This window comes from Shimia sp., assembly GCF_965227725.1.
Taxonomy (GTDB): domain Bacteria; phylum Pseudomonadota; class Alphaproteobacteria; order Rhodobacterales; family Rhodobacteraceae; genus Shimia.
Window position 1 is genome coordinate 930,182 of sequence record NZ_CBDDGH010000005.1, and the last position, 26,792, is coordinate 956,973.

The 26,792-nt window shown below is 59.7% G+C and carries 25 protein-coding genes; 16 read left to right on the forward strand and 9 right to left on the reverse strand.

What is annotated here, in order from left to right; all coding sequences use genetic code 11:
* The first annotated feature begins 89 nt into the window (after positions 1–89).
* The 7 genes from ACO07T_RS14865 to grxD all read left to right on the forward strand — a co-directional run bounded on the left by ACO07T_RS14865 (position 90) and on the right by grxD (position 7,575).
* A complete protein-coding gene (locus ACO07T_RS14865) occupies positions 90–995 on the forward strand; it encodes a LysR family transcriptional regulator (protein WP_422050053.1) in 906 nt (301 codons plus the stop codon).
* Between the two features lie 364 nt (positions 996–1,359).
* A complete protein-coding gene (locus ACO07T_RS14870; protein WP_422050054.1) occupies positions 1,360–3,627 on the forward strand; it encodes a mechanosensitive ion channel family protein in 2,268 nt (755 codons plus the stop codon).
* Positions 3,628–3,848: 221 nt separating this feature from the next.
* Positions 3,849–6,008: a phosphoribosylformylglycinamidine synthase subunit PurL gene (purL, locus tag ACO07T_RS14875; RefSeq protein ID WP_209078968.1), complete on the forward strand. Its 2,160-nt coding sequence runs from the start codon at positions 3,849–3,851 to the stop codon at positions 6,006–6,008.
* A 73-nt stretch (positions 6,009–6,081) separates the two neighbouring features.
* Positions 6,082–6,537, forward strand: a complete 456-nt coding sequence (locus ACO07T_RS14880; protein WP_422050055.1) for a hypothetical protein — start codon at positions 6,082–6,084, stop codon at positions 6,535–6,537.
* Between the two features lie 78 nt (positions 6,538–6,615).
* Positions 6,616–6,852 (forward strand): BolA family protein, encoded by a 237-nt coding sequence (locus ACO07T_RS14885; RefSeq protein ID WP_209062359.1) that lies wholly within the window; start codon positions 6,616–6,618, stop codon positions 6,850–6,852.
* On the forward strand, positions 6,852–7,106 hold the full coding sequence (locus tag ACO07T_RS14890) for a hypothetical protein (RefSeq protein ID WP_422050056.1): 255 nt from the start codon (positions 6,852–6,854) through the stop codon (positions 7,104–7,106). The genes ACO07T_RS14885 and ACO07T_RS14890 overlap by 1 nt, the downstream gene beginning before the upstream one ends.
* A gap of 106 nt (positions 7,107–7,212) precedes the next feature.
* Positions 7,213–7,575: a Grx4 family monothiol glutaredoxin gene (gene grxD, locus ACO07T_RS14895; protein ID WP_209062357.1), complete on the forward strand. Its 363-nt coding sequence runs from the start codon at positions 7,213–7,215 to the stop codon at positions 7,573–7,575.
* A gap of 73 nt (positions 7,576–7,648) precedes the next feature.
* On the opposite strand, the gene ACO07T_RS14900 is transcribed toward grxD, so the two are convergent.
* The 3 genes from ACO07T_RS14900 to ACO07T_RS14910 are packed head-to-tail and all read right to left on the reverse strand — an operon-like array spanning position 7,649 to position 9,425.
* Positions 7,649–8,269 carry a YiiX/YebB-like N1pC/P60 family cysteine hydrolase gene (locus ACO07T_RS14900; protein ID WP_422050057.1) on the reverse strand — a complete coding sequence of 207 codons (621 nt, stop codon included), beginning with the start codon at positions 8,267–8,269 and terminating at the stop codon, positions 7,649–7,651.
* Positions 8,266–8,661, reverse strand: a complete 396-nt coding sequence (locus ACO07T_RS14905; RefSeq protein WP_209062353.1) for a cell division protein ZapA — start codon at positions 8,659–8,661, stop codon at positions 8,266–8,268. Before ACO07T_RS14905 ends, ACO07T_RS14900 begins: the two co-directional genes overlap by 4 nt.
* The gene (locus tag ACO07T_RS14910; RefSeq protein ID WP_422050058.1) at positions 8,661–9,425 is read right to left on the reverse strand and encodes a hypothetical protein; all 765 of its coding nucleotides are present in this window, start codon (positions 9,423–9,425) and stop codon (positions 8,661–8,663) included. The genes ACO07T_RS14905 and ACO07T_RS14910 overlap by 1 nt, the downstream gene beginning before the upstream one ends.
* A gap of 281 nt (positions 9,426–9,706) precedes the next feature.
* Between ACO07T_RS14910 and tkt the strand changes: the two genes are divergently transcribed.
* Positions 9,707–11,728 carry a transketolase gene (gene tkt, locus ACO07T_RS14915; RefSeq protein WP_209078972.1) on the forward strand — a complete coding sequence of 674 codons (2,022 nt, stop codon included), beginning with the start codon at positions 9,707–9,709 and terminating at the stop codon, positions 11,726–11,728.
* 115 nt (positions 11,729–11,843) lie between these two features.
* Here the strand turns inward: tkt and ACO07T_RS14920 are convergent, their stop codons facing one another.
* Complete coding sequence (locus ACO07T_RS14920; RefSeq protein ID WP_422050059.1) at positions 11,844–12,257, reverse strand: hypothetical protein; 414 nt, start codon at positions 12,255–12,257, stop codon at positions 11,844–11,846.
* Positions 12,258–12,463: 206 nt separating this feature from the next.
* Between ACO07T_RS14920 and ACO07T_RS14925 the strand changes: the two genes are divergently transcribed.
* A complete protein-coding gene (locus tag ACO07T_RS14925) occupies positions 12,464–13,210 on the forward strand; it encodes a lysophospholipid acyltransferase family protein (protein ID WP_422050060.1) in 747 nt (248 codons plus the stop codon).
* A 24-nt stretch (positions 13,211–13,234) separates the two neighbouring features.
* Here ACO07T_RS14925 and ACO07T_RS14930 read toward each other — a convergent pair whose 3' ends face one another.
* The 5 genes from ACO07T_RS14930 to ACO07T_RS14950 all read right to left on the reverse strand — a co-directional run bounded on the left by ACO07T_RS14930 (position 13,235) and on the right by ACO07T_RS14950 (position 17,495).
* Positions 13,235–14,116 (reverse strand): lysophospholipid acyltransferase family protein, encoded by an 882-nt coding sequence (locus ACO07T_RS14930; RefSeq protein ID WP_209062343.1) that lies wholly within the window; start codon positions 14,114–14,116, stop codon positions 13,235–13,237.
* 123 nt (positions 14,117–14,239) lie between these two features.
* Positions 14,240–15,220, reverse strand: coding sequence for a DUF808 domain-containing protein (locus tag ACO07T_RS14935; RefSeq protein ID WP_209062341.1), 981 nt, complete (start codon positions 15,218–15,220; stop codon positions 14,240–14,242).
* Between the two features lie 284 nt (positions 15,221–15,504).
* Positions 15,505–16,002, reverse strand: a complete 498-nt coding sequence (gene coaD, locus ACO07T_RS14940; protein WP_209062338.1) for a pantetheine-phosphate adenylyltransferase — start codon at positions 16,000–16,002, stop codon at positions 15,505–15,507.
* 104 nt (positions 16,003–16,106) lie between these two features.
* Positions 16,107–16,541 carry a CBS domain-containing protein gene (locus ACO07T_RS14945; RefSeq protein ID WP_422050061.1) on the reverse strand — a complete coding sequence of 145 codons (435 nt, stop codon included), beginning with the start codon at positions 16,539–16,541 and terminating at the stop codon, positions 16,107–16,109.
* Between the two features lie 57 nt (positions 16,542–16,598).
* Positions 16,599–17,495 carry a LysR family transcriptional regulator gene (locus ACO07T_RS14950; RefSeq protein ID WP_209062334.1) on the reverse strand — a complete coding sequence of 299 codons (897 nt, stop codon included), beginning with the start codon at positions 17,493–17,495 and terminating at the stop codon, positions 16,599–16,601.
* A gap of 101 nt (positions 17,496–17,596) precedes the next feature.
* Between ACO07T_RS14950 and ACO07T_RS14955 the strand changes: the two genes are divergently transcribed.
* The 7 genes from ACO07T_RS14955 to ACO07T_RS14985 all read left to right on the forward strand — a co-directional run bounded on the left by ACO07T_RS14955 (position 17,597) and on the right by ACO07T_RS14985 (position 26,786).
* Positions 17,597–19,096: a CoA-acylating methylmalonate-semialdehyde dehydrogenase gene (locus ACO07T_RS14955; RefSeq protein ID WP_209078978.1), complete on the forward strand. Its 1,500-nt coding sequence runs from the start codon at positions 17,597–17,599 to the stop codon at positions 19,094–19,096.
* A 77-nt stretch (positions 19,097–19,173) separates the two neighbouring features.
* Positions 19,174–19,593: a hypothetical protein gene (locus ACO07T_RS14960; RefSeq protein WP_209062330.1), complete on the forward strand. Its 420-nt coding sequence runs from the start codon at positions 19,174–19,176 to the stop codon at positions 19,591–19,593.
* A gap of 130 nt (positions 19,594–19,723) precedes the next feature.
* On the forward strand, positions 19,724–21,670 hold the full coding sequence (locus ACO07T_RS14965; protein WP_422050062.1) for a sensor domain-containing diguanylate cyclase: 1,947 nt from the start codon (positions 19,724–19,726) through the stop codon (positions 21,668–21,670).
* Positions 21,671–21,896: 226 nt separating this feature from the next.
* Complete coding sequence (locus tag ACO07T_RS14970; RefSeq protein WP_209086362.1) at positions 21,897–23,036, forward strand: acyl-CoA dehydrogenase family protein; 1,140 nt, start codon at positions 21,897–21,899, stop codon at positions 23,034–23,036.
* Between the two features lie 20 nt (positions 23,037–23,056).
* Positions 23,057–24,088, forward strand: coding sequence for an enoyl-CoA hydratase/isomerase family protein (locus ACO07T_RS14975; protein ID WP_422050513.1), 1,032 nt, complete (start codon positions 23,057–23,059; stop codon positions 24,086–24,088).
* Positions 24,089–24,102: 14 nt separating this feature from the next.
* Positions 24,103–24,975: a 3-hydroxyisobutyrate dehydrogenase gene (mmsB, locus tag ACO07T_RS14980; protein WP_422050063.1), complete on the forward strand. Its 873-nt coding sequence runs from the start codon at positions 24,103–24,105 to the stop codon at positions 24,973–24,975.
* Positions 24,976–25,208: 233 nt separating this feature from the next.
* Positions 25,209–26,786 (forward strand): Hint domain-containing protein, encoded by a 1,578-nt coding sequence (locus ACO07T_RS14985; RefSeq protein WP_422050064.1) that lies wholly within the window; start codon positions 25,209–25,211, stop codon positions 26,784–26,786.
* The last annotated feature ends 6 nt before the right edge of the window (positions 26,787–26,792 follow it).

Sequence of the window (26,792 nt, forward strand, 5' to 3'; positions counted from 1 at the left end):
TATCTGGCTGCTTTCGTTGGGTCCAAACAGGTCGAAATGTTTTGACTGACAACTAACCACATGACACAAAACAACAAAATGGAGCCGTCATGGATTGGGACAAACTCAGGATTTTTCACGCAGTTGCCGATGCGGGCAGCCTGACGCACGCCGGTGATGTGCTGCACCTGTCGCAGTCCGCTGTGTCCCGCCAGATCCGCGCGCTGGAAGAATCTCTGAACACCACCCTGTTTCACCGCCACGCCCGCGGTCTGATCCTGACCGAGCAAGGCGAGCTGTTGTTTGATGCAACCGCTGCGATGAATAAACGGCTTGATGCCGCCGCCGCCCGCATCCGCGACAGCGAAGAAGAGGTCTTTGGCGAACTGCGCGTGACCACGGCCATCGGCTTTGGCACGCTCTGGCTCGCCCCGCGTCTGGCCAAGCTCTATGAACAATATCCGGATCTCAACATCGACCTGATGCTGGAAGAGCGCGTGCTCGACCTGCCCATGCGCGAAGCTGATGTGGCCATCCGCATGAAAGAGCCAAGTCAGGCCGATCTGATCCGCAAACGCCTGATGAGCGTGCGCATGCGCCTTTATGCGTCGCGCAAGTATATCGAGGCGCATGGCGAGCCCACATCGCTCAGCGATCTGTCCGCGCACCGCCTGATTTGCCAGAACGTCAACTCCGAGCAGGTCGGCGCCGGCGCCAACTTTGTCACCAGCCTGCTGGCCAATGACGTGAGCAAGATGCTCTACGTCAACAACTACTACGGCGTGCTGCAGGCCGTGCGCAACGATCTCGGGATTGGCGTTCTGCCCAACTATCTGATGCAGGATTTCCCTGATCTGGTGCGGATTCTGGACGAGGTGGAATCCAGCGAAGTGCCAGTATACTTGGCCTATCCTGAGGAATTGCGCCAATCCAAGCGCATCGCAGCCTTCCGTGATTTCGTTCAGGAAGAGATCATTTCACACCGCAAGCAATTGCGGGATAAGGAAAATCGCTAAGCTATGCAGATTGCGCATAGCAGCAATGATGGACCTGCGACATAAAAAACCTTGAAGGTTTATAAACTGACTACTAATTGGACACTCGAAGACGATGATTGCTTAGATGCGCATCATCTTCACCTCCCTGTTGGACTAAGGCCGAGCTTTCATGCTCGGCCCTTTTTTTTTGGCCAAACCCAATTTCGGGATCATTTCGACCAACACATTCTCAACACGCTTTTTGCGGGTAATGTGCCTTTCAGATTTCACCTTCTGAAATTAACCTTTCATTTACAGGTCGGTCCTTGACCTCTGCAGGCAAAGAGCATCTGCTGTTCACAACTTTTTGATCACTTCAGGGTTCCCCATGAGACAACTCATTTTGTCCATAGCATCCGTGCTGCTTTTAAGCATTGGATTAAGCGCGGTGGCGCAGGCACAGACACTGCCAACCACCACAATATCATCAACCAACGCCGACGCTCCGGAAATCGATCCGTCTGAGATGTCACCGGAGGCCATCACCTCGATGGTGGCCCGCATGTCCGACGATCAGGTGCGCGCTGTCCTGCTGGACCGTCTGGACGCGGTCGCCACCGGCAGCACTTCTGGCGAAGCACCGCAATCGCTGATCGACCGCGGTGCCGCGCTTTGGGCCGCCTTCTCCACGCCGCTGCTTGATGCGCTGCGCAAACTGCCTGTGCTTGTGCCGTCGCAGTTTCAGGCCTTCTCCAACTTCACCGCCTCATATGGCGGAGTTGGCGGCGTCATGGGCCTCTTTGGCCTTGTCGCGCTGATCCTGGCCGTCGCACTGGCCGTGGAATACAGCGTGCGCACTTGGCTCATCAAGATCCGCAACCCCGAAGCCACACAGGGTGAGGCCACACTGCGTGAGTCCCTGACCTTCCTTTTCAAGCGCTTCCTGCGCGAGATCTTCGGACTGGTGATCTTCTATATCACTGTGCGCATTATGGGTCGCACCCTGCTGGATCCACAGCAGGTGACCTTTGTGGCGCCGTTTATTGGCTACATGATCTGGATGCCCCGCATCGCGGCAGCCTTCTCTCGCTTCCTGATGGCCCCCAACCGCCCTGACCTGCGCCTTGTGCACATCAGCGACCGCTGGGCCCGCTTCATTCACCGCCACATCATCGGCGTGGTGATCCTGGGTGGCGCAACCATCTTTGTGGTGGATTTCAACGCCACCAACGGCGTCCCGCCGGTGACAACCCGCATCGGCTTCTGGATCGACTCCATGGTCTATCTCTACATCGCCTTCATCGCATGGACCGCGCGCGAAGGCCTGAGCGAGATGATGCGCGGCGATGATCCGGACCGCACTGAATTTGACGAAGCACTGGCGCGCATCTACCCCTATTATGCGCTGGCCGTAGCGGGCCTCACATGGGTGCTGGTCTCCACGCTGATTGGCCTGCAACAGGTCAAACTGCTGCTGGGTGGCGCGCATTACACCACCATGTTCTGGCTCCTGATGGTGCCGGTCATCGACACCGGCATCCGCGGCCTTGTCCGCCATCTTGTACCACCGATGCAGGGCGAAGGCGCAACCGCCGAGGAGGCCTATATGGCCACCAAACGCAGCTACGTGCGCATCGGCCGCGTGGTTGCCGTGGGCGCCGTGCTCGCGCTGATCACCAGCGCCTGGAACGTGTCGCTGCTCAGCCTGCTGCAGGACCGCGCAGGCATCGCAGACAACCTCTTCAGCTTCGCCATGACCGTAATCGTCGGCTATGTGGTCTATGAAGGTGTCAGCCTTTATATCAACCGCCGCCTTGCGGCAGAGATGACCGCACTTGGCATGAGCCAGGAAGATGCCGACAACGAAATGGGCGGCGGCGGTGCCACACGCCTCTCCACTGTGCTGCCACTGCTTCTGGTGACCGCACAGGGCGTGATCATCGTGATCTTCGGCCTTCTGTCCATCGGCAACCTCGGCATCGACATCACACCGCTTCTGGCTGGTGCCGGTATCGCCGGTCTGGCCATCGGCTTTGGTGCCCAGAAACTGGTAACAGACGTGGTCTCCGGCGTGTTCTTCCTCGTGGATGACGCCTTCCGCGTTGGCGAATATGTCGAGATCGACGGCACTATGGGCGCGGTTGAGAAAATCTCGATCCGCTCCATGCAGCTGCGCCACCACCTTGGCCCGGTCCACACCATCCCTTACGGCGAAATCCCCAAGCTCACCAACTACTCGCGTGACTGGGTGATCATGAAACTCAAGTTCACCGTGCCGTTTGATACCGATCCCAACAAGGTCAAAAAGATCTTCAAAAAAATCGGTCAGGAGATGCTCACCGAAGAGCTCTACAAGGATGATTTCCTGCAGCCGTTCAAATCTCAGGGCGTGCTGGACATCGACGATGTTGGCATGATCATCCGCGGCAAATTCATGGCCAAGCCGGGCAAGCAGTTCATGATCCGCAAAGAGATCTACAACCGCGTCAAATCCGCCTTTGCTGAAAACGGCATTGATTTTGCCCGCCGCGAGGTGCGTGTTGCCCTGCCCGAGGCCGCCAAAGAGCTGCCCGCAGCAGAGCAAGCCGCGCTCACCGCCGCAGGGGCCGCCGCCGCCCAGCAGCAGGAGCAACAAGCCCCCGCCGCCGCGCCCAAAGGCCCTGACGGCTAAGGCTTAACCCAAAGCACAGCAAGCAAACAAAGAGCCGCCCTCATTTCGGGGCGGCTCTTTTCGTTGACGTACGCCCAAACCCGCATTTCACCTGCTCAAAGCGGCGGCACAGGCCGCGCCGGAAACACGCCATGATACCGATAACGTCAAACCCTCTTCCCCTTTGCGCCCGCCTGCCCTAAAAGCCCTTCAAACGCTACTTTTTGGGGGAAGCACGCACCATGCAGGAACCGGCCATCACCACCGATCTCATCGAAGCCCATGGACTGAAACCTGACGAATACGAGCTGATCCTAGAGATCATTGGCCGCGAACCAACGTTCACCGAGCTGGGCATCTTCTCGGCCATGTGGAACGAGCACTGCTCTTACAAATCCTCCAAGAAATGGCTGCGCACCCTGCCCACCGATGGCCCTCAGGTGATCTGCGGCCCCGGTGAAAACGCGGGCATCGTCGACATCGGCGACGGCGACGCGGTTGTTTTCAAGATGGAAAGCCACAACCACCCCTCCTACATCGAGCCCTATCAGGGCGCGGCGACCGGCGTAGGTGGCATTCTGCGCGATGTCTTCACCATGGGGGCCCGTCCCATCGCGGCGATGAACTCCTTGTCCTTTGGCGAAACCGGCCACCACAAGACCAAACAGCTGGTCAATGGCGTGGTCGAAGGTGTCGGCGGCTACGGCAACTGTTTCGGCGTGCCAACCGTGGGCGGCGAAGTGCGCTTCCACCCGGCCTATAACGGCAACTGTCTTGTAAATGCGTTCGCCGCCGGTCTCGCCAAGACCGACGGCATTTTTTATTCCGCAGCCTCCGGCGTCGGCATGCCTGTTGTCTATCTGGGCGCAAAAACCGGCCGTGACGGCGTGGGCGGCGCAACCATGGCCTCTGCAGAGTTTGACGACACCATCGAAGAAAAGCGCCCCACCGTTCAGGTTGGCGACCCCTTCACCGAAAAGCGCCTGATGGAAGCCACGCTGGAGCTGATGCAGACCGGCGCCGTGATCTCCATTCAGGACATGGGCGCCGCAGGCCTCACCTGCTCCGCCGTGGAAATGGGCGACAAAGGCCAGCTTGGCGTAAAGCTCAACTTGGAGGACGTGCCACAGCGCGAAGACAACATGACAGCCTATGAAATGATGCTGTCTGAGTCTCAGGAACGCATGCTCATGGTGCTGAAGCCAGAACTTGAAGCTGAAGCCCGCGCCGTGTTTGAGAAATGGGATCTCGACTTCGCCATCGTTGGCGAAACCATCGCAGAAGACCGCTTCCTGATCCTGCACAACGGCGAAGTCAAAGCCGACCTGCCGCTGTCTCCGCTCTCTGGCCGTGCGCCGGAATATGACCGCCCATGGGTGGAAACCCCAGCCGCCGAAGAGCTGGCCGAAGTGCCACAGATCGACGGCATTGACGGTCTCAAGGCGCTGATCTCCTCGCCAAACTACGCTGGCAAACAGTGGGTCTATGAGCAATATGACACCACCGTCATGGGCGACACCGCACAGCGTCCCGGCATGGGCTCCGGCGTGATCCGCGTGCATGGCACCGACAAGAAACTGGCTTTCACCTCTGACGTGACCCCACGCTACGTAAAAGCCAACCCGGTTGAGGGCGGCAAACAGGCGGTGGCCGAAGCCTTCCGCAACCTCTCAGCTGTGGGCGCCAAGCCTCTGGCAACAACAGACAATCTGAACTTCGGCAACCCCGAAAAGCCAGAGATCATGGGCCAGTTTGTCGGCGCGATCAAAGGCATCGGCGAGGCTGTGGCAGCGCTTGATATGCCCATCGTCTCCGGCAACGTCAGCCTTTATAACGAAACCGACGGGTCCGCGATCCTGCCAACCCCCACCATTGGTGCGGTTGGCCTCATCGCGGCAAACGAAGAGCCTATTCTGGGCGAAGTGCGCGACGGTCACGTGGCCCTGCTGATCGGGGACACCACCGGTCACCTCGGCCAATCCGCTCTGCTTGCAGAAGTCTTCAACCGCGAAGACGGCGATGCCCCACATGTGGATCTGGCAGCCGAGCGCAAAAACGGCGAATTCATCCGCGAAAACCGCGACTGGATCAAAGCCTGCACCGACCTCGCAGACGGCGGCCTTGCGCTGGCTGCCTTTGAACTGGCCGAAGGCGCTGGCGTCGGTGTTCAACTTGATGTGGACGACACCCCGACCCTCTTTGGCGAGGATCAGGCGCGCTATCTGGTGGCCTGCAACTTCGATCAGGCCGAAGCGCTGATGATCAACGCCTCCAAGGCTGGTATCACCATCACCACCGTTGGCAAATTTGGCGGCGACACCGTGAAATTTGGCGGCTCTGAAGCCACGCTGGCCGAACTGTCAGACACCTTCCGCAGCAGCTTCGCTGCCGCCGTTGCCTGATCTCATGGAGGGCGGGCGCCCCACGCTTCCGCCCCTCACGGATGACTGTGCAAGCTGCGCAGCGCTTTGCTGCGTGGCTTATCCATTTGATGCAGATGAAGATTTCGCCCTCATCAAACGCGCAGACGATCCCTGCCCCAATCTCTCCGACAGCTGTTTCAACTGCACGATCCACGCCGATCTGATCCCGCGCGGCTTTGGCGGCTGCGTCGCCTATTCCTGTGCGGGGGCTGGCCAGCGTATCACCCAAGAGCTGTTTGACGGCGAGCATTGGCGCGAAGATCCCGACCTTCTGGGCCATATGACCTATGCGCTGCGCGTCGTACGCCCCATTCACGAAGCACTCCTGCTCCTGCAGCAGGCCGCCCAGATCTCCGTCCCTGCCAGCGTTGCTGCACAGCGCGAGGCCCTTGTGGCCGCGCTCTGCCCCGAGGATCCGAAGTCCATCTACGACTTTGAGGAGCCGGAGGTGCAGGACGCTCTCGCCGATGTGCCGGCCTTTCTGCAATCGCTCGCACCGTTTGTTTAAAAGCTTCCGCCGAAACCGACTTGCGGAGCATTCGGCCAAGCCCTACATTTTTTCTGAACAAGACAAAGGAACGCCTCCATGCCAATGACAGCTCACCAAATTGAGGAACTGCTGCGCGAGACCTTTCCGGATGCCGAAATCCAAGTCGGCGGCTCGGACGGTGTGCACATGTCCGCCATGGTGGTTGACGAAAGCTTCCGCGGTAAGAACCGCGTGCAACAACAGCGCGCCGTCTATGCCGCCCTCAAGGGCAAGATGGACGGGCCGTCGGGCGAGTTGCACGCCCTGGCCCTGACCACAAAGGCACCGGAATAATGCCCCTCAGCGGGCTGGCCGGTGGGCTGATCTTTGCGGTCTGCGCCCTTGGCGCATTGGTCGCGTGGTTCAGCCGCAACCGCAGCCCGCTTGTGCAGGACGAGGACGATCCCGACTACCACCACCTGCGCTCTGAATATCAATCCGGAGTTGGGGGTGGGGACACCCGCACATGGAAAGTCCCCAAAGACCCGCAGGAATACGCCCGCCTGTTTGTCCCAAAGGACACCTCAGACGGCAACAGCCCGAAATAGCCCCGCGTCAAAGCCAGCGAAACAAAAGCTACCCATTGGCATCTCGCAAGTGCCTGACCTATATGTAAGGCAACAGGAACGCGGCCAACGCCAAAAGGAAATCAAAATGACCGACGTTAAAGACCGTATCGACGAAACCGTCAAAGCCAGCGATGTGGTGCTCTTCATGAAAGGCACCAAAGACATGCCCCAGTGCGGCTTCTCCTCCCGCGTGGCTGGCGTGCTGAACTACATGGGTGTGGACTACACCGACGTGAACGTGCTGGCCGACGAAGACGTGCGTCAGGGCATCAAGGATTACTCCGACTGGCCAACCATCCCGCAGCTCTACGTCAAAGGCGAGTTTGTAGGCGGCTGCGACATCATCACCGAGATGACCCTGTCCGGCGAGCTCGACACCATGTTTGACGACAATGGCGTGACCTACGACAAAGACGCCGCAGACAAAATCCGCGAAGCCAACGCATAAGCTTCCGGACATATCTTATTGAAAAGCCCCACCAAATCGGCGGGGCTTTTTTGTTGTCTAAAGGTCTGCCGCGTCAGCGCAGATCACTTGCATAGCCGGGAACGCGGCCTTCCACGTTATAGACCTCCAGCCGCGCATCACGGCTCAGCCCGGCAGGGTGTGACCCCGCAGCCCCTTCCGGCACCTCGCGGCCCACTTCCGCATAATGCGCCACCCAGTCTTCCAGCAAAGCACCGCTCTGCACATCGCGAAAACTCAATGGCGTGTTGGGAAACACCGCCACCCCATTGTTGGCATGGCGAAACATCTCAAGGATTAGCTCACTGCAATAGAGCGCCTCGGGGCTGCTGGTGTAGTAAGGATCATAAGGCACACCCAGGCGCGACAGCCCAAAAGTCAGCGCCGCCGGGATCAACGGACGATAAGGCGCGCGCAGCCTCGCAAACATCAAGCGTGGCCGCGCCTCACTGCAGAGGCTCCGGTCTGAATACTCTGCCAGCGAGGTCACACGAACCGCCGGGTCAATCGCCTCCAGAACCGACAGCGCCCCGTCTTGGGCGACAACAATCCCAACATGATTGACCCGTGCTCCACGGTGGCCTTCCACCACCGCAGAGATCAGATTGTCCTCCGCGCCCAAAGCGGCGAAAATCAAATCACCCGGGGCCAGTTGCGGCACGGATGGGCGGCTCACCCAGCGGCTTTCTCTTCCACCAGATCCGCCAGCGCTTCTGCGCGTGCGGCCATTTCGGCCATGGCTTGGGTCACAGCTTCAGGGATCACAGGCACTTCCACCTGCTCAGGCTCTGGAGCTGGCGCGTCTTTCAGCGCTTTGATCTCTTCGTCGCGCGCCGCCAGCTTGGCCTCCGCCTCACGCAGCTGATCTTCCAGACCCGCAGTCTTATCCGCCAGCATCAGACCCGCCATCAAGAGCATCCGCGCTTCGGGAATGCGGCCCGCCTGTTCAATCAGAACCTTGGCCTGCTCGTCCAGCATCTGCGCCGCTGCGCGCAGGAAATGCTGTTCTCCATCTTGGCAGGCGACCTCAAAAACCCGTCCGCCAATCTCAATCTGTACCTCAGGCATCAAGCTTCTCCTGTCTCATCTGCCATGGCCGGAGCCGCCTCTTCTACCTGTGCCTCGTCTGCCTCAGCGGCCTCTTCTGCCGCGGTGCCCTGCACCAGCGGGCGCAGCTCTGCGAGGATCAGCGCCGTTTCGGTCACTTCAGCTTCGCGCAAAGCGGTCAGCGTCGCCAGATCGGCTTTCAGCGCCTCGTTCACAGCGGATGGATCGACCATCTCGCCTTTCTCGACCTGATCGCGCAGCACCTGATTGGTGGTACGCTCACGGCGCGCCATCTGGCGCAAGCGGCGCAGACGTTTGGCAAGCTCGTCAAGCAAGGCGCGGTTGGCTTCAACCTCAGGGCTCACGCCCCCCGCATCCGCAGCACTCGGCGCCGCGCTCGCAGCCTCTGCAGCCTCTTCCGCCGCATCCGCAGCCGCAGCCGCCGCTGTTTCTGCAGCTTCGGCACGGGCCTCAGCGGCGATCAGCGACTGAGAGGCCTCTTCCTGAGCGGCTTCAGCAATCTTTACGGTATCCTCGGCGGCGGCGCGGGCTTCTTTCTCCGCGGCCAGCTCTGCTTCCAGATCCGATTGGCGCGCGGTCAATGCCCGAACGCGCTCTTCCATTTGTGCGGTGACCAGCGCCTCATTTTCCAGCGCCCGCCGCAAGGCTTGAACATCTTCACCCTCATCAGGCTCAGCAACCACAGCCTGCATCGCATCCACGCCGCGTCCAATCCGCTCCAGCGCAGCGCTCAACCTGCCTTCAAGTTCGCTGATGTCACTCATTTGCCTCGTCCTTTCTGGTCCGGTTCTTATTGACCCGTGTATCGCGCCGATACAGCTATCGCAGTCGCGAATCGCCGCCAAGCGCATAATGTCGCGATCTTATCCAATGGACAGGCAAAATGCGCCCCCCCAAGGCCTGAAATCCCGTCAGGTTCCGAAAGCGGCTCTGAGCCCGGCAAAGCCTTTAAAAAACGGCATTCCGGCGGCGTGGCGTGTTGCTATTGGCCATAATCCTGCTATTGACCCAGCAACCAAAACCCCAACCCAGAGGAGCGCAAGACGTGGACATCGCCGCCCTGCGTGAAAAGAACCCTGAACATTGGATGAAAGCCACCGCCATTCGTGCTCTGACACTGGACGCTGTGGCCGCCGCAAACTCCGGTCACTCTGGCATGCCGATGGGCATGGCGGATGTGGCAACAGTGCTGTTTGAAAAGCACATGAAGTTTGACGTTGCCGCGCCAAACTGGCCGGACCGCGACCGTTTCATCCTGTCTGCTGGCCACGGCTCCATGCTGATCTATTCGCTGCTCTATCTCATGGGTGACAAGCAGGTCACGCTGGAGCAGGTGAAGAACTTCCGCCAGATGGGCGCGCTGACTGCGGGCCACCCGGAAAACTTCCTGATCGACGCCGTGGAAACCACCACCGGCCCGCTTGGTCAGGGCATCTCCAACGCTGTGGGCTTTGCCATGGCTGAAGAGATCCAGCGCGCGCAATATGGCCGCAAGCTGGTGGATCACTACACCTATGTGATCGCAGGCGACGGCTGCCTGATGGAAGGCATCTCCCAGGAGGCCATCGGCCTTGCGGGCCGCCACAGCCTCGGCCATCTGATCGTGCTCTGGGACAACAACAACATCACCATCGATGGCACTGTTGAGCTCTCTGACCGCACCGATCAAGTCAAGCGTTTCAAAGCTTCCGGCTGGCATGTGCTGGAAATCGACGGCCACGATCCCGAAGCGATCGACGCCGCGATCGAAGCTGCCAAGAAAACCAAAAAACCGTCCATGATTGCGTGCAAAACGCACATCGCAATCGGCCACGCGGCACAGGACACCTCCAAAGGCCACGGCGCCCTGACCGACGCAGAGCAGCTCGCTGCCGCCAAAGAGGTCTACGGTTGGCCGGGTGCGGCTTTCGAAGTGCCTGCCGACATCAAATCCCAGTGGGAAGCCATCGGCTCGCGCGGTGCAGAAGAGCGCGCCGCATGGGAAGGCCGCTTTGCGGAGGCCTCCAAGCAGAAGCAGGACCGTTTCAACCGCGCCTACGCGCTGGAAGCACCCAAAAAGCTTTCCGCAACCGTAAAGGCGCTGAAAAAGCAGATCTCCGAGGATCAGCCTTCCGTGGCCACCCGGAAATCCTCCGAAATGGCGCTGGCAGCGATCAACCCGATCATGCCGGAGACCGTGGGCGGCTCTGCTGACCTGACCGGTTCCAACAACACCAAGACCGGCGACCTCGGCGTGTTTGACACCGACAACCGCAAAGGCCGCTATGTGTATTGGGGCATCCGTGAGCACGGCATGGCCGCTGCGATGAACGGCATGGCGCTGCACGGCGGTATCCGCCCCTACGGCGGCACCTTCTTCTGCTTCACCGACTATGCGCGTCCTTCCATGCGTCTGGCCGCTCTGAGCAAAATCCCCACCGTTTTCGTGATGACCCACGATTCCATCGGTGTGGGCGAAGATGGCCCAACCCACCAGCCGGTTGAACACCTCGCGATCTGCCGCGCGACCCCGAACACCTATGTGTTCCGTCCAGCAGACTCCGTGGAAACCGCAGAGGCCTGGGAAATCGCGCTGACCAGCAAAGAGACCCCTTCCGTGATGGCCCTGACCCGTCAGAACCTGCCAACCGTGCGCACCGAGCACAAACTGGCAAACCTGACCGAGAAAGGCGCATATGTGCTGGCCGAGGCCGAGGGCAAACGTCAGGTGATCCTGATCGCCACCGGTTCTGAAGTCTCCACCGCGATGGAAGCCAAGGCGCTTCTGGAAGCGGAAGGCATCGGCACCCGCGTGGTCTCCATGCCCTGCATGGAGCTCTTCGCTCAGCAGGACGAAGCCTACCGCCGCAAGGTCCTGCCAGCCGGCGCAGCCGTGCGCGTTGGCGTCGAAGCCGCAGTACGCGCAGGTGGCTGGGATCAGTGGCTGCTGGGTGAACGCGCCCGCGCTGGCAAATCCGACTTCGTCGGCATGTCAAGCTTCGGTGCCTCCGCCCCGGCGGGTGAGCTGTTTGAAAAGTTCGGCATCACCGCAGCCAATGTGGCGGAAAAAGCCAAAGCCCTGCTGTAAGAGCGGAACATAACCTATTGAAAAGGCGTCCTATTAAGGGCGTCTTTTTTTGGTGCTGACGCACAACTTAATGCCTCCGGCGGGGATTTTTGGGGCAAGAGGAAACCTGATGGCGTCAAATGTAGGACGTCACCATTTGCATCCCAGAGATGGCGCAAACAAGCAGCAGCGCCTGACCGTATGTCTTAAGACGCAGCTGTGGCCATGCCTCGGATGAATAACACGCGCGCCCAAAAGCATTCGTGACGCTCCAGATGGCAGAAGCGCCCAGTCCAAAGCCGAGTGTGAGCGTCGCAAAGAAGACGCTGTCAAATGCCCCCGTCACAACAACATAGATCATCATAGCGACGATCAGGGCGATGCAGATTTTGCTACGCTTGTTTCCCCTGAAGACAAAAGCGGCCTCACCGCCTTGAGTGCCCTCTTTGGCCTGCCTCTGCGCCAGACCGAAAACCAGCATCCCCCAGACAAAGCAAAATACCAGCGCAAAACTCGCCATGAGAAAAGCGTACCAAATCAAGTCTTCCATAATGCCCGTTTCCCAAACCCGTTAATCTACTCAAGCGGGTTTCCTTCATCACTGCGGTACGATTAAGGCGACTTTGTGCATAGAAACAGATCGCGCGCTTTTGCCCTAACAGCACATGTTTCCACATTCCCCCTATCCTTCCGCATCGTAACCCTCTATCAGCAGCGGAACGCCAATGGGCCAAGGCCCCAGCTCAGGACCCCAACATGCTGCTCACCCTTGCCAAGCGGATCCTCCTGCTGCCCGTCGGCCCAGCCATCTTTCTGTTTCTGGCTTTTGCCCCCACGGTCTGCGGCACCAGGAAAGGCTTTCGCGGCTGGTACTGGCGGCGGGTGTCGCGCGCCTGTTCCTTGCTGCTGTGGTTTCTGGATGTGAGAGTCGAAATCTCAGACGCCGCCCGCGAGGCGCTGCGCACCGATGAAAACTCCATCATCGCGGTCAACCACCGCAGCCATCTGGATGGGTTCACCATGCTGCATGTGATCCCCGACGAAAAATGGGTGACCTTCGGGGCCAAGAAAGAGCTCTGCGAGGCTGCACTCTTAAAGCGTGGTTTTGAGGGTGCGGGCCTTCTGAAGATTGACCGCCAAAAGGGCCGTGATGCGCTGTCCTCCCTCAAAGGGGCGATCACAGAGATGCCCGCGCGCCGCTCGCCAATCCTCTTTGTCGAAGGCACCCGTTCCACCAAGCCGGGGCTTGCACCGTTCAAAGCAGGCGCTGTTCTGATCGCCCAGCAAACCGGCCGCGCCATCCGTCCCTTTGTGATCAGCCACTCCGACAAGCTCCTGCCACGTGGCAAATTTTTCCCGTTCAAAGGCACCGTCCATATCGACGTGCTCGATCAGATGAGCTTTGCCAAGGATGAGAACGCCGACGCGGCGGTCGCCCGACTGCGCGCTGCAATGGCCCGCGCCTATGACGCGCAAACCGGTGAAACAACGCCTGAGGTCTGATCAAACGCCGCCCCGTGCCGCAGCTTAGCGGCGCATGTCCTTCCAGCGGCGCAGCAGCCAATACCACTGATCCGGCTTTTCCAGAATACGGGCCGACAGATTGTCGTTGAACGCCTGCGTCATGGTACGCGGATCGCTGGGCTCAATCGGCGCTTCAAATTCCACATCGATATCGCTGCTGTTGTCCCGCCGCGTGCCAAACACCGGCATAAACGGCACATCGTATTTAAGCGCCAGCCGTGCCGCCGCCAGCGAGGTCAGCGCATCAAACCCCAGAAACGGCATCATCTCACCGTCCACGGTTTTCTCATCGAGCAGGATCGCCACAAATCCACCGGCGCGCAGATGGCGCACCATCGCCTTGGTGCCATTTGGCCCCGTGGTCAGCGCAGGCCGTCCGCCCTGCTCAATGCCGCGTGACAAGAGCCGCTGATAGTGGCGGTTGCTCTGACGCCGATAGACCCCGGCGGTTTCCATACCGCGATGCTTCAGCACCGCGCGCACAGCTTCCCATTGCCCGAAATGGCCGGACACAAGGATCGCCCCTTTGCCTTCGGCGCGGGCCTTCTCCAAAATCTCAAGACCGGGGCCTGAGATGTGGAAATGCTCCTGCCCTGCCTGAAACTCGGTGTTGTGGAACACCTCAAACAGGGTGCGCCCCATGTTCTGCCCCATCTTCCGGCTCAGGGCCAACCGCTCCGCCCGCGGCATATCCGGATAGATGCGCAGAACCTCCCGGTCAAACCGCCGCCGCGCAATCGGAATCCAGCGCATGACCCAGCCAATCATATTGCCAAGGCTGCGCGCCCGCTTGTCATACCTGCGCCATTTCGACGAGGTCAGCGCGGTCCACAAAGGAATATAGCGGAGATGTTGCCAGATGTATTTTACAGGACGTGCAAGCATTTGCTCTGTATGGGCTAGTTTGCGGGTATGTCCAATCCAATAAGTGTCACACCCGCAAAAATCTGAAATGCGCGTTTAAAAAACGCCGTGATCGGCGATCTTACGCCAATGCGCGCTTCATGCTTAATGCGCAGCCTCTTCACCTTTGCCAAAGATCGCGCCCCAGATCGGGCCAATCACCTTGGTCGCCACCGGGATCAAAGCCGCGCCCAGCACGAGGCCAAAGACCCCATCCATCGCCGCCTTGCTGGTCCATTCCACAAAGCCCTCATAGGCCGCCGGAACCGCATGGCCCGCCGCATAGGCCCAATCATGGATATGATGGCCAAGCCAGCCAAAGCCCAGCTCTTCCAGACCATGGATCACAATAGAGCCGCCAACCCACAGCATCGCTGCCGTGCCAACAAGGGTCAGCAGCTTCATGAAATAGGGCATGCCACGCACCAGCCCGCGGCCAATCGCACGGGTCAGCGACCAATCACCGCCCGCATACATCGCCAGCCCCACATCATCCATCTTCACGATCAGCGCCACAGAGCCATAGACCGCCACGGTGATGCCCACCCCGGCCAGCGCCAATGTGGAGGCTTCCATCCAGAAATTGCTCTCCGGAATGCCCGACAGGATGATGGTCATGATTTCCGCAGACAGGATGAAATCCGTCTTGATGGCGCCTGCGGCTTTTTTCTCTTCCAAATGCGCCGGATCGCCCTCAGCCTCGTCTTCTGCGCCATGATGGGTGTCATGCGGCACAAAGGCGTGCAGCACTTTTTCAGCACCTTCAAAACACAGATAGGCCCCGCCCAGCATCAACAGCGGCGAAATCAGCCAGGGCGCAAAGTTCGCCAGCAGCAATGCCGCCGGCAGCAGGATCAACAGCTTGTTGCGGATCGAGCCCTTGGCGATTTTCCAGATGATCGGCAGCTCGCGCTTGGCCTCAAACCCATGCAGGTATTTCGGTGTGACCGCCGCATCATCGATCACCGCGCCCGCCGCCTTGGCACTGGCCTTCGCCGCGCCTGCCGCCACATCGTCAATCGAGGCCGCCGCCACTTTGGCAATGCCTGCCACATCATCCAACAACGCAAGCAATCCGCCAGCCATCTGCACCTCTCCTGTCGCCCTGTTCCCTTATCGGGTGTTTGATCCTAGATGCCTGATCTGTGCAGATTTGCCTAGGGGGAAGTCTGACCCGAAGATGCCAACCCTGCGCAGCGCAGACAGGAAGGGTCCCGGGTGTTGCGCCTGTGCCCGTTGCGACGCCCCAGCGCTTAACACAGGCGTTTTATGCGCGGAGCCGAAATGGCACCGACGCAATACCGACGGGATACAGCCGCGATACCGCAGGCCAAAACCGCATCAATTTAAGGGTTAACCCGCCGACAATCTCAGCGTTTGCCGAGCCGGTCCAGCAGCGCCTCATTGACCGCAGGCGGCACAAATTTGGACACATCCCCATCCAGCCGCGCGATCTCTTTCACCAGCTTAGAGGCAATCGCCTGATGCTTCAGATCGGCCATCAGAAAGACGGTCTCGATGCTCGCATCCAAGGCACGGTTCATGCCGACCATCTGATATTCATACTCAAAATCCGTGACCGCCCGCAGGCCGCGCACGATGATCTGAGCGCCCACCTCTTTGGCACAATCAATGAGCAGGTTTTCAAAGGGATGCACCAGAATTTCGACGCCGGTCTCTTCCGCCAGCTTGGCGCATTGCCCCTCAATCATCGCCACACGCTCTTCCAGCGAAAACAGCGGGCCTTTGTCGCGGTTGATCGCAACGCCAATCACCAGCCGGTCCACCAATTGTGTGGCGCGGCGAATAATATCGATGTGACCCAAAGTGATAGGGTCAAACGTGCCTGGGTAAAGCGCTGTGCGCATGGCATCCTCCCGTGGTCCTGCGCGCACGCAACATTATTGCGCGGCCATTTGCAAGACCTGTTTTCAGGATAGGTATTTCTGCGGGAGTAAGACGTTGCGGCACCTCAGTGCCCCATGATCATGCCTTCCAATGCGTCCTTTTCCATCGCCAGTTCCGAGAGGCGCGCCTTGACCGTATCGCCCAGCGAAATCAGCCCTACCAGTGCGCCGTCTTCCATCACCGGCATGTGGCGGAACCGCCCCTGGGTCATCTTCTCAAGCACGCTCACCGCATCATCATTGCGCGTACAGGTGACAAGCTCGGTTGTCATATAGTCGTCGATCTTGTCAGACAGACAGCCCACCCCGCGCTTGGCAAGCTGGCGCACGATGTCGCGCTCAGACAGAATGCCCAGCGGCACAACGCCGTCCTCAGACACGATCACCGTGCCAATGCCTTTATCGGAAAGGATTTTTGCCGCATCAGACACCAAGGTTCCGGGCTTCACCGTCAGCACACCTTCGGACCCTTTGGACTTGAGTATCTGATGAACGAGCATAGTGACCTCCGATATAAACTATAAGTAAGTCAAGCGTTGCCGCTCCTTAAACGCATGTCAAGCTTGCGCTTCCAGATGGGCCACCTCTTGCCGCATGCCTTCACAGAGCGCCTCAGAGAAGCGGTTGAGCCGCTCCAGCCGCCGATCATCCGCATGCCGTATGAGATAAAAGCTCCGGGTCAGGGAAATCTGATCCGGCAATATCTTCACCACACCCCGTGCTGAGGGAATGGCAAAGTCATGCACCACCCCGATGCCCGATCCCGTGCGCACCCAGTTGAACTGCACCGAGGCCGAGTTTGACGCAAGGCGCACCCGCTCCACACCCACCTCGCTGAGGTAGTCGAGCTCCTTGTCAAAAATCATGTCCGGAATATAGCCGGTCACCAGATGGTCTTTGAGGTCGGCCACCTCATTGATCTTGGGATGATTGCGCAGATACCAGCGCGCCGCCCCCAGATGCAGCTTGTAGTCAGTGATCTTCTGAACCGTCAGTCGCCCGGCCGTGGGCGCACTTACGGCGACCACCAGATCGGCCTCACGGCGCGACAGGCTCACCACGCGAGGCAGCGCCACAATCTGGATATCCAGATCCGGGTTGTCCTCCGCAATCCGCGCACAGACCTGCGGCAACAAAAAATTGGCCACACCGTCCGGGGCCCCGATACGGATCTGCCCGGACAGCCCTGTACTTTGCCCCACCATTTCCTCGGTGGCTTCCTGCAGGCTCTGCTCCACCCGAAGCGCGTGGCTCATCAGGCGCTGCCCTGCGTCCGTCAACGCATAGCCTGTTGGCGATTTCACAAACAGCGGTGCCTCAAACGCGGTTTCCAGCCGCGCCACACGCCGCCCCACCGTTGCCGGATCCACCTGTAGCCGCCGCCCGGCCGCCGAAAGGCTCTCTTCGCGCGCCACCGCCAGAAACACCCGCATGTCATCCCACTGAACCATCACCCTGTCCCCTCTGTATTTTTGCAAAACAGTTTTGAACAGTTGTCTCTTTTCCACACATTTTTGCAAGCCTATTGTGTCGCCAAAGTTCAATGGAGGATGCCATGAAAGAGCTCACGCATTATATCAACGGCGAACACGTCAAAGGGACATCCGGCCGCTTTGCCGATGTTTTCAACCCGGCAACAGGCGAAGTTCAGGCCAAAGTGCCGCTGGCCAACAAGGCGGAAATGGACGCCGCCGTGGCCGCCGCCGCCGCCGCGCAGCCTGCATGGGGCGCGGTCAACCCGCAGCGCCGCGCACGTGTGCTGATGAAGTTTGTGGACCTGCTGCACCGCGACATGGACAAGCTGGCCGAAGCGCTGTCCTCTGAGCACGGCAAGACCTTCCCGGACGCCAAAGGCGACATCCAGCGCGGTTTGGAAGTGGCGGAATACTGCATTTCCGCACCGCAGATGCTCAAAGGTGAATACACCGACGCCGCAGGCCCGGGCATCGACATCTACTCCATGCGCCAGCCGCTGGGCGTGACCGCGGGCATCACCCCGTTCAACTTCCCCGCCATGATCCCGATGTGGATGTTTGCCCCGGCCATCGCCTGCGGCAACGCCTTCATCCTGAAACCATCTGAGCGCGACCCATCCGTGCCTCTGATGCTTGCCGAACTGCTCGAAGAAGCGGGTCTGCCAAAAGGCATCATTCAGGTGGTGAACGGCGACAAAGAAGCCGTCGACGCGATCCTCTATGATGACGTGATCCAATCTGTTGGCTTCGTGGGCTCCACCCCGATTGCCGAATACATCTACGGCACCGGCTGCGCACAAGGCAAACGTGTACAGTGCTTCGGCGGCGCCAAGAACCACATGATCATCATGCCCGACGCTGACATGGACCAAGCGGCAGATGCGCTGGTTGGTGCAGGCTACGGTGCGGCAGGCGAACGCTGCATGGCGATCTCCGTGGCCGTGCCTGTGGGCGAAGAGACCGCAGACAAGCTGCGCGACAAGCTGATCCCACGCATCGAAAAGCTCAAAATCGCGCCTTACACCGCCGGTGACGATGTGGACTACGGCCCGGTTGTGACCGCCGCCGCCAAAGAAAACATCCTGCGTCTGGTGCAATCCGGCGTGGATCAGGGCGCGGATCTGGTGGTTGATGGCCGCGACTTCAACCTGCAGGGCTATGAAGACGGCTTCTTTGTGGGGCCGCATCTTTTTGACAATGTCACCAAAGACATGGACATCTACAAAACCGAGATCTTCGGCCCGGTCCTCTCCATGGTGCGCGCAAAATCCTATGAGGAAGCGCTGGGTCTGGCGATGGATCACGAGTACGGCAACGGCACCGCGATCTTCACCCGTGACGGCGACGCCGCCCGTGACTTTGCCAACCGCGTGAACGTCGGCATGGTGGGTGTGAACGTGCCAATCCCTGTGCCACTGGCTTACCACACCTTTGGTGGCTGGAAGAAATCCGCCTTTGGTGACCTGAACCAGCACGGCCCGGATGCGTTCAAATTCTACACCCGCACCAAAACCGTGACCTCCCGCTGGCCATCCGGCATCAAAGAAGGCGGCGAGTTCCACTTTAAGCAGATGGATTGATCGAAAAACCAATCTGTGTTCATCTACCGGAAGGGGCGGCTTGGCCGCCCCTTTTTGGGGTCAAACATGGGGTGTGAATGTCGGTCTCTTTCAAAATACTGTCCTCTCTGGGCGTGGTCTATGTACGCTATGAGGGCTTTGCCAATATGTCTGACACGCTGACCGCCTTTGCCGAATACGCCCAACATCCGGAGTTCCGCCCCGGCCAAAAACAACTGGTGGATCTCACCCATCTCACCGGATGGGACGAAGACTTTCTCGAACTCATGAAAATTCAGGCCCAAAAGGCCGACGCCTTCACCGGCAACAACGCCCAGACCCTGATCGTCTACCTCGCCCCCACACCCGCAGGCCAGAAACTCGCCCGCATCGCCCTGCGCAGCTGGGAGCCTTTCCCCGCCGTGGTGCCCATGGTGCAGGAAAAAGAGCAGCCCGCCCTGTCGATCCTTGGCCTGCCATATGACACGATCAACCAGCTGTTGAGCCGCGCTGTTTGAGCGCCCGTCAGCTCTTAAACTTTTAGACATTTTGTCCGTATTGGAGCGCCCATACCCCTGCGTTTTAAGGTGGCGTTAAACCCGCCACCTCAGTAGTGATCGCCAGTTCGTCACCACACGAAGAGTCCCTATGGCGCGCGCGACACTCCCAAACCTCTCCACAGTCACAGCCTTCATTCAGGCGTTTCTGCTCTCTGCCCTCATGTTCAGCCTGCCCCAGTCCGCGCAGGCGCAAAACGCCGTTTCCGGCGCGCATTTTGATCTGAGAGAGCGTGACTTTCACGAAACGCCTTATGCGATGCTCAACGGCGACTGGTGGTTTGAATTTGGCGCGCATCTGACACCGGAAGAGGCCCATGATGCTTTCATAGCAGACAATCTGGACGCCATTGCGGTGCCATCGGACTGGCGCGACACGCTCACTGAGGCCAACACCAACCCGTTCTCCCACGGCATCGCCACCTATCTCAGCCGCATCTCCCTGCCGGATGATCCCCACAACCATCTGATCCTCGTGTTGCCCCGCGTGGCCGACGCCTATGTGGTTTACTGGATCCCCGCGAATGATCCCGCGAACTGGCACGAACTTGGCGAAGATGGCACCCTCAGCGGCCCCATTGTGCCCGCCCACACCATGCGCGCCTACAGCCTCGAAGACTTTAGCGACGGCTACCTCATGGTACATGTGCGCAAAGAGCTGCAAAGCTACGGCGGCATTCTCCGCGCGCCTTATATCGCGCAATCCGGCGCGTATCAGAACTATCTGCAGATGCTGCGCCTCAGTGACGGCATGGTCATGGGCATCACGCTCTTTGTCTCCATCTTCAACCTGTTCCTGTTCCTGCTCTACCGCAAAGACCCGGCCACGCTGATCCTGGCGCTGGGTGGCTTCGCGCTGTTTTTGCGCGCGCTCACCATGACCGGCACGCTGGAGATCATCCTTGGCATGAACCTGCGCAGCTTCCTGACACGGCTGGAAATCGCAGACGTCCTGCTCATTGCCTGGACCACCTACGCCATGCATCAGGCCCTGCTGTGGCGTCGCTTCAGCAATCTGAAAGGCCCGATCCTGATCGGTATGGTGGGCATGCTCGGCGCGGCCTTCATCTTCACTGCGCCTCTGCCGCAGGTCACCGAAGCCATCTCTCTGGTGCATCTCTATTGTTTCGCAACCTTTGTGCTGATCCTGGCCACCAGCGCCCGCGCCATCAGGCTCAAACAGCCGGACGCATGGTTCTACTCCGTTGGTTGGCTTTTGCCGATGACTGCTGGTCTCCATGACATCTACAGCAGCAACCACTTTGGCGGCGTCTACCTCGCCAATCCGGCGTTTGTGATCTTCATCTCGGTCTACAGCTGGAAGGTCGGCCACCGCGTGATCACCGAACTCAACCGCGCGGAATTCCTGCGTCAGGCCCGCAAGAACCTCACAGAGCTGCATCAAAACGCCATGGCCTCCGCGCGTCACGACCAGCTCACCGGCCTCTTGGACCGCCACGCCTTTGACGATGAGCTGCTACTGGCCTGGCAGGAGAAAGACAGCTGCGACGATGGCCTCTCTCTTGTGGTTTTGGAAATCGAGTCGTTTCAGGCCATCGCAGCCACCCACGGCCAAGAAGCCGCCGACATGACCCTGCGCAGCGTTGCCGAGCTGCTCAGCCATTCACTGCTGCGCAAAACCGATCGGATCTGCCGCTACCAAGAGGCCTCTTTCATGTTTCTGTTGCCTTGCGCCAATGGCAGCAAAGCCCGAGAGATCGCCGAACAGGTGCGCCACCGCATAAAACTGCACGAAGTCACCCTCGACGCCGGTGTCCACCTGCGCCTGCAGGCCAGCTTTGGCCACGCCACAGCCGAGCCCAATGCCGAAGGCCACTGCCATCAGTTGGTCCAACAGGCCCAGCTGGCACTGGACCACGCCCAGACCTGTGGCACTGGCATGATCGCGGGCTTTGATGCGCTGACCACCGCCCAGAAAGCGCGGCTGCACTACCGGCTGACCTCGCTCGAAGCCAACAGTGACATCGAGGCCGCACACGTCGAACAGCACAGCCAAAGCTGGACCAAGGCCAGCTAACACCCTCTGCATTTTTGCAAAACCACTCTGCGTTTTCGCCGCGCAATCCTTGGTATTTTGCCGCTTTCTCCCTTTGCAATGCATCGGGATCGGTGTTAATTTAACAACTGTTCAATTCGCGGAGGGGAGGCCGCGAAGCGCGCAGCTTTTGGCGGCTTCGGTCTCTTCCAGCATCAGCACCGCATCCGGCGCACCCTGCGCCCGGGTTGTGACCAGAGGAAGAGACATGGATTTTGCACTGACCGAAGAACAGACCCTGATCTTTGATATGGCCAAAGGCTTTGGCGAAGAGCACATCGCCCCTTTTGCCCAAGACTGGGAAGCCGCAGGCACCATCCCCAAAACCCTCTGGCCGCAAATTGCAGAGCTGGGTCTGGGCGGCATCTATGTGTCTGAGGCTTACGGCGGCTCCGGCCTCTCCCGCCTTGACGCCACACTGGTCTTTGAAGCCCTCGCCATGTCCTGCCCCTCCGTTGGCTCCTTCCTGTCGATCCACAACATGTGTGGCGGCATGATCGACAAATTCGGCTCTGAGGAGACCAAACAGAAATGGCTGCCCGACCTCTGCGCCATGAACAAAGTCTTTTCCTATTGCCTGACGGAGCCCGGCTCAGGCTCTGACGCCTCCGCCCTCAAAACCCGCGCTGAACGCAGCAACGAAGGTTATGTGCTCAACGGCACCAAAGCCTTCATCTCCGGCGGCTCCTATTCAGATGCTTACGTCTGCATGGTGCGCACCGGCGAGGACGGCCCCAAGGGCATCTCCACTGTGGTGGTTGAAGACGGCAGCGAAGGACTGTCCTTTGGCGCATTGGAAAAGAAAATGGGCTGGCTTGCCCAACCCACTTCTCAGGTACAGTTTGACGATTGCAAAGTGCCCGCCGACAATCTGATCGGCGAAGAAGGCAAAGGCTTCAGCTACGCCATGAACGGTCTGGACGGCGGCCGCCTCAACATCTCCGCCTCAGCCCTTGGCGGCGCGCAGAAAGCACTCGATATGACCGTGCAATACATGTCAGAGCGCAAAGCCTTCGGCAAATCCATCAACCAGTTTCAGGCGCTCCAGTTCCGTCTGGCTGAGTATGAAACCAAGCTTCAGGCCGCCCGCACCTTCCTGCGTCAAGCCGCATGGAAGCTCGACAACGGCGACCACGAGGCCACCAAATTCTGCGCCATGGCCAAGCTCATGGTGACCGACGCTGCATTTGAAGTGGCCAACGGCTGTTTGCAACTGCACGGCGGCTACGGCTATCTCGCGGACTATGGCATCGAGAAAATCGTGCGCGACCTGCGCGTGCACCAGATTCTGGAAGGCACCAACGAAATCATGCGCCTGATCATTTCCCGCCAGATGATCGCGGCGTGACCCAAAGACGGAGCGCAGACGTGTCTGACATCCACATCCGCAAGGCTGGCCAGACCGGCCGCATCACCTTCACCCGCACCAAAGCGCTCAATGCTATGTCTTATGACATGTGCCGCGCGATTGAGGCCGCGTTGGACACATGGCGCGCGGATGACGCGGTCAAGATGATCGTGATTGATGCGGAAGGCGACAAAGCCTTCTGCGCGGGCGGCGACATTGCCGAACTTTATGACACCGGCACCAAGGGCGATTTTGCCTTTGGCCAGACCTTCTGGGCCGATGAATACCGCATGAACGCCAAGCTGTTTGAGTTCCCCAAGCCTGTGGCCAGCTTCATGCAGGGTTTCACCATGGGCGGCGGTGTGGGCGTCGGCTGTCACGGCTCCCACCGCATTGTGGGCGACAGCAGCCAGATTGCCATGCCCGAGGTTGGCATCGGCCTTGTCCCTGATGTGGGTGGCTCGCTCATTTTGGCGCAGGCCCCGGGGCGTCTGGGCGAATACCTCGGCCTCACCGCGGCCCGTCTGAGCGCGGCAGACGCAATCTACGCAGGTTTTGCCGATTACTACATCCCCGAAGACAGCTGGCCAGACCTCATCTCCCGGCTGGAAGAGACCGGCGATTGGGAGCTGATCGACGCCGCCGCACAGCCCGTGGCCTCCGGCCCGCTGAAACAACAGAGCGATCAGATCAACGCCCATTTCGGCGGCGAGCGCCTGAGCGACATTCTCACTTCACTGCAAGACAGTGACAGCGACTTTGCCAAAAACGCGCTCAAGAAACTCTCGCGCAACTCTCCCATCGCCATGGGGGCGGCTCTTGAGATCATTCACCGCGTACGCGGCCTGCCTGAAATCCGCTTCGCGCTGGATCAGGAATACCGCTTCACCTTCCGCGCCATGGAAAATGGCGATTTTCTGGAGGGCATCCGCGCACAAATCATCGACAAAGACCGCAATCCGCAATGGAAATACACATTGCAAGCGCTCCCGCCCATGGCTGTCACCAATATGGTGCTGCCCCTTGGCGCGGATAAGCTGACGTTTGAATAAGGGAGGCAATCGCCATGAAGATCGGATTTATTGGACTTGGCAACATGGGCGGCCCCATGGCGGCCAATCTGGCCAAGGCAGGCCACGAGGTCACAGGCTTTGACATGGCAGATGTAGCCATCGAAGGCGTCACCATGGCCCCTTCCGGAGCCGAGGCCGCTGCGGGCGCTGATATGGTCATCACCATGCTGCCCAATGGCGCGATCCTGCGCGCTGTGGCGGCGGAAATCATCCCCGTGATGTCCCCAGGTGCAGGCTTTGTGGACTGCTCCACCGTGGATGTGGACAGCGCCCGTGCGGTCGCAGGCCACGCCGTTGCCGCTGGCCTCCTGCCCGTGGACGCGCCGGTGTCCGGCGGTGTTGGCGGCGCAGCCGGTGGCACGCTGACTTTCATGGCGGGCGGCTCCCAAGAGGCTTTCGCCAAGGCCGATCCTCTGTTTGACATCATGGGGCAAAAGGCTGTGCATTGCGGCGACGCGGGCGCTGGTCAGGCCGCCAAGATCTGCAACAACATGATCCTGGGCGTGACCATGATTGCCACCTGCGAAGCCTTTGCGCTGGCCGACAAGCTCGGGCTTGACCGTCAGTCGATGTTTGACGTGGTCTCCACCTCCTCGGGCTACAGCTGGACCATGAATGCCTACTGCCCTGCCCCCGGCGTTGGCCCGCAATCACCGGCCGACAACGACTATCAGCCGGGCTTCGCCTCCGAGCTCATGCTCAAAGACCTTCGTCTGTCCCAACAGGCCGCGGAAAGCGCGGATGCAGACACGCCAATGGGGCAAGCCGCCGCCGCGCTTTATGAGCAGTTTGTGGAAAACGAAGGCGGCCTTGGCACCGATTTCTCCGCCATGCTGCCACGCTTTGAGAAACGCGGACGCGGTTAACAAAGCGCCAGCACAGCGATCAGTCAAAGTTAACAGCCGCGCCCCCAAAGGCGCGGCTTTTCTTATTTTTACAGGCCGTTTCTTGGTTACCAAATCCCGTGCCTGCCCCCAAAATTGGTTAATCTTTCCCTACCATTGCCCCTTTTGCGCCTTTTTTGACCGCATAGCTGTTGTTGCCGAAACGGAAACAAAAATCGCACGGCACAAGAGCAGACCGCTGAGAGGGGCATCAGATGGCGATCGCAACGGAACTGAACATCAACACATCGGCCACCGCCGATGCCATGGCCGCCGAAATCTTCGGCGATCCCTCCCGCATCGTCTCGTCACAGTATGTCGGAGACACGCTCAGCTCGGGCATCTACACCGGCGCCGACAGCACCAGCCCCGGCGTCGCCCCGGCGGACAGCGGGGTCATCCTCTCCACTGGTTATGCGCGTGATTTCACCAACAACAGCGGCACCACCAACACCAATGTGCGCGGCAACACCTCCACCAACACCACCGGCGAAAACAACAACGCGCTGTTCAACGCCGCCGCTGGCACCAACACCTTTGACGCCTCTTATATGGTGATTGATTTCAACGGCTCCGCCGGGGAACTGCTCACCATCGACTTCGTGCTCTCCTCCGAAGAATACCCCGAATTTCTCAGCTACAATGACGCCATCGGGGTCTGGGTGAACGGGGTGGAAGCCCAGATCTCCGTCGGCGACGGCTCAGCCTCCATCGGCAACATCAACGACGCCAATGAAAACATCTACGTCGACAACAGCAATGATCAGTTCAACACCGAAATGGACGGCTTCACCGTTACCCTGACCTTCGTGGCTCCTCTACAGGACGGGGTGAACGAACTGGTCATCGGCATCGCGGACGCAACCGACAGCAACTACGACTCCAACCTTCTGATCGCAGGCGGCTCGGTGCAGACCGCCATTGTGGCGCAGGATGACGAGGTCTCCATCAAATTCGGCGGCAGCAAGACCCTCGATGTCTTGGACAACGACAACTCCACCGCAGGCCCAACCCTGACCATCACCCATATCAATGGCATTCCCGTCAGCGCGGATCCCACCACCGGCCTTCCCGACAGCGTGATCCTCGACACCGGTCAGGAGGTGACCCTCAACCCCGATGGCACCCTCACCGTGGATGCTGACACCGACAATGAAACCGTCTATTTCAACTACACCATTGAGGATTCCGCAGGCGAGACCGACACCGCGCTTGTGGAGATCGAACAGCGCCCGCCCTGTTTCACACCCGGCACCCTGATCCGTACCGCAGAGGGCGATATTCTGGTCGAGGACCTGCGCGCAGGCATGCTGGTGGAAACATTAGACTCCGGCCTGCAACCCATTGTCTGGATCGGCAAATCCGAAATGCCACCCCGCCCGGAATCCCTGCCGATCCGCATCAAGGCCGGCGTGCTGGACAACGACCGCGATCTGGTGGTCTCCCCTCAACATCGCGTGCTGATCTATGGCGCGCGCGCGGAGCTGCTGTTTGGCTGTGATGAGGTTCTGGTCAAAGCCAAAGACCTCGTGGACGGGCGTGATGTCACCATCTGCGAGAGCACATCTCCGGTCACCTATTTCCACATCCTCATGTCCCAGCATGAGCTGCTCCTGTCCGAAGGCCAGTGGAGCGAGAGCTTTCAACCCGGCATGCAAACCCTGCGCAGCTTTGACCCGATCGCCAACCGCTCCCTGCGCGCGGTGATGAACCGCCGCGGCATCGGCCTGAGCGACATCTCAGCCCGCCCGAGCCTGCGCAGCTACGAGACGCGCGCGCTGATGGCGGCTTGATCAGCG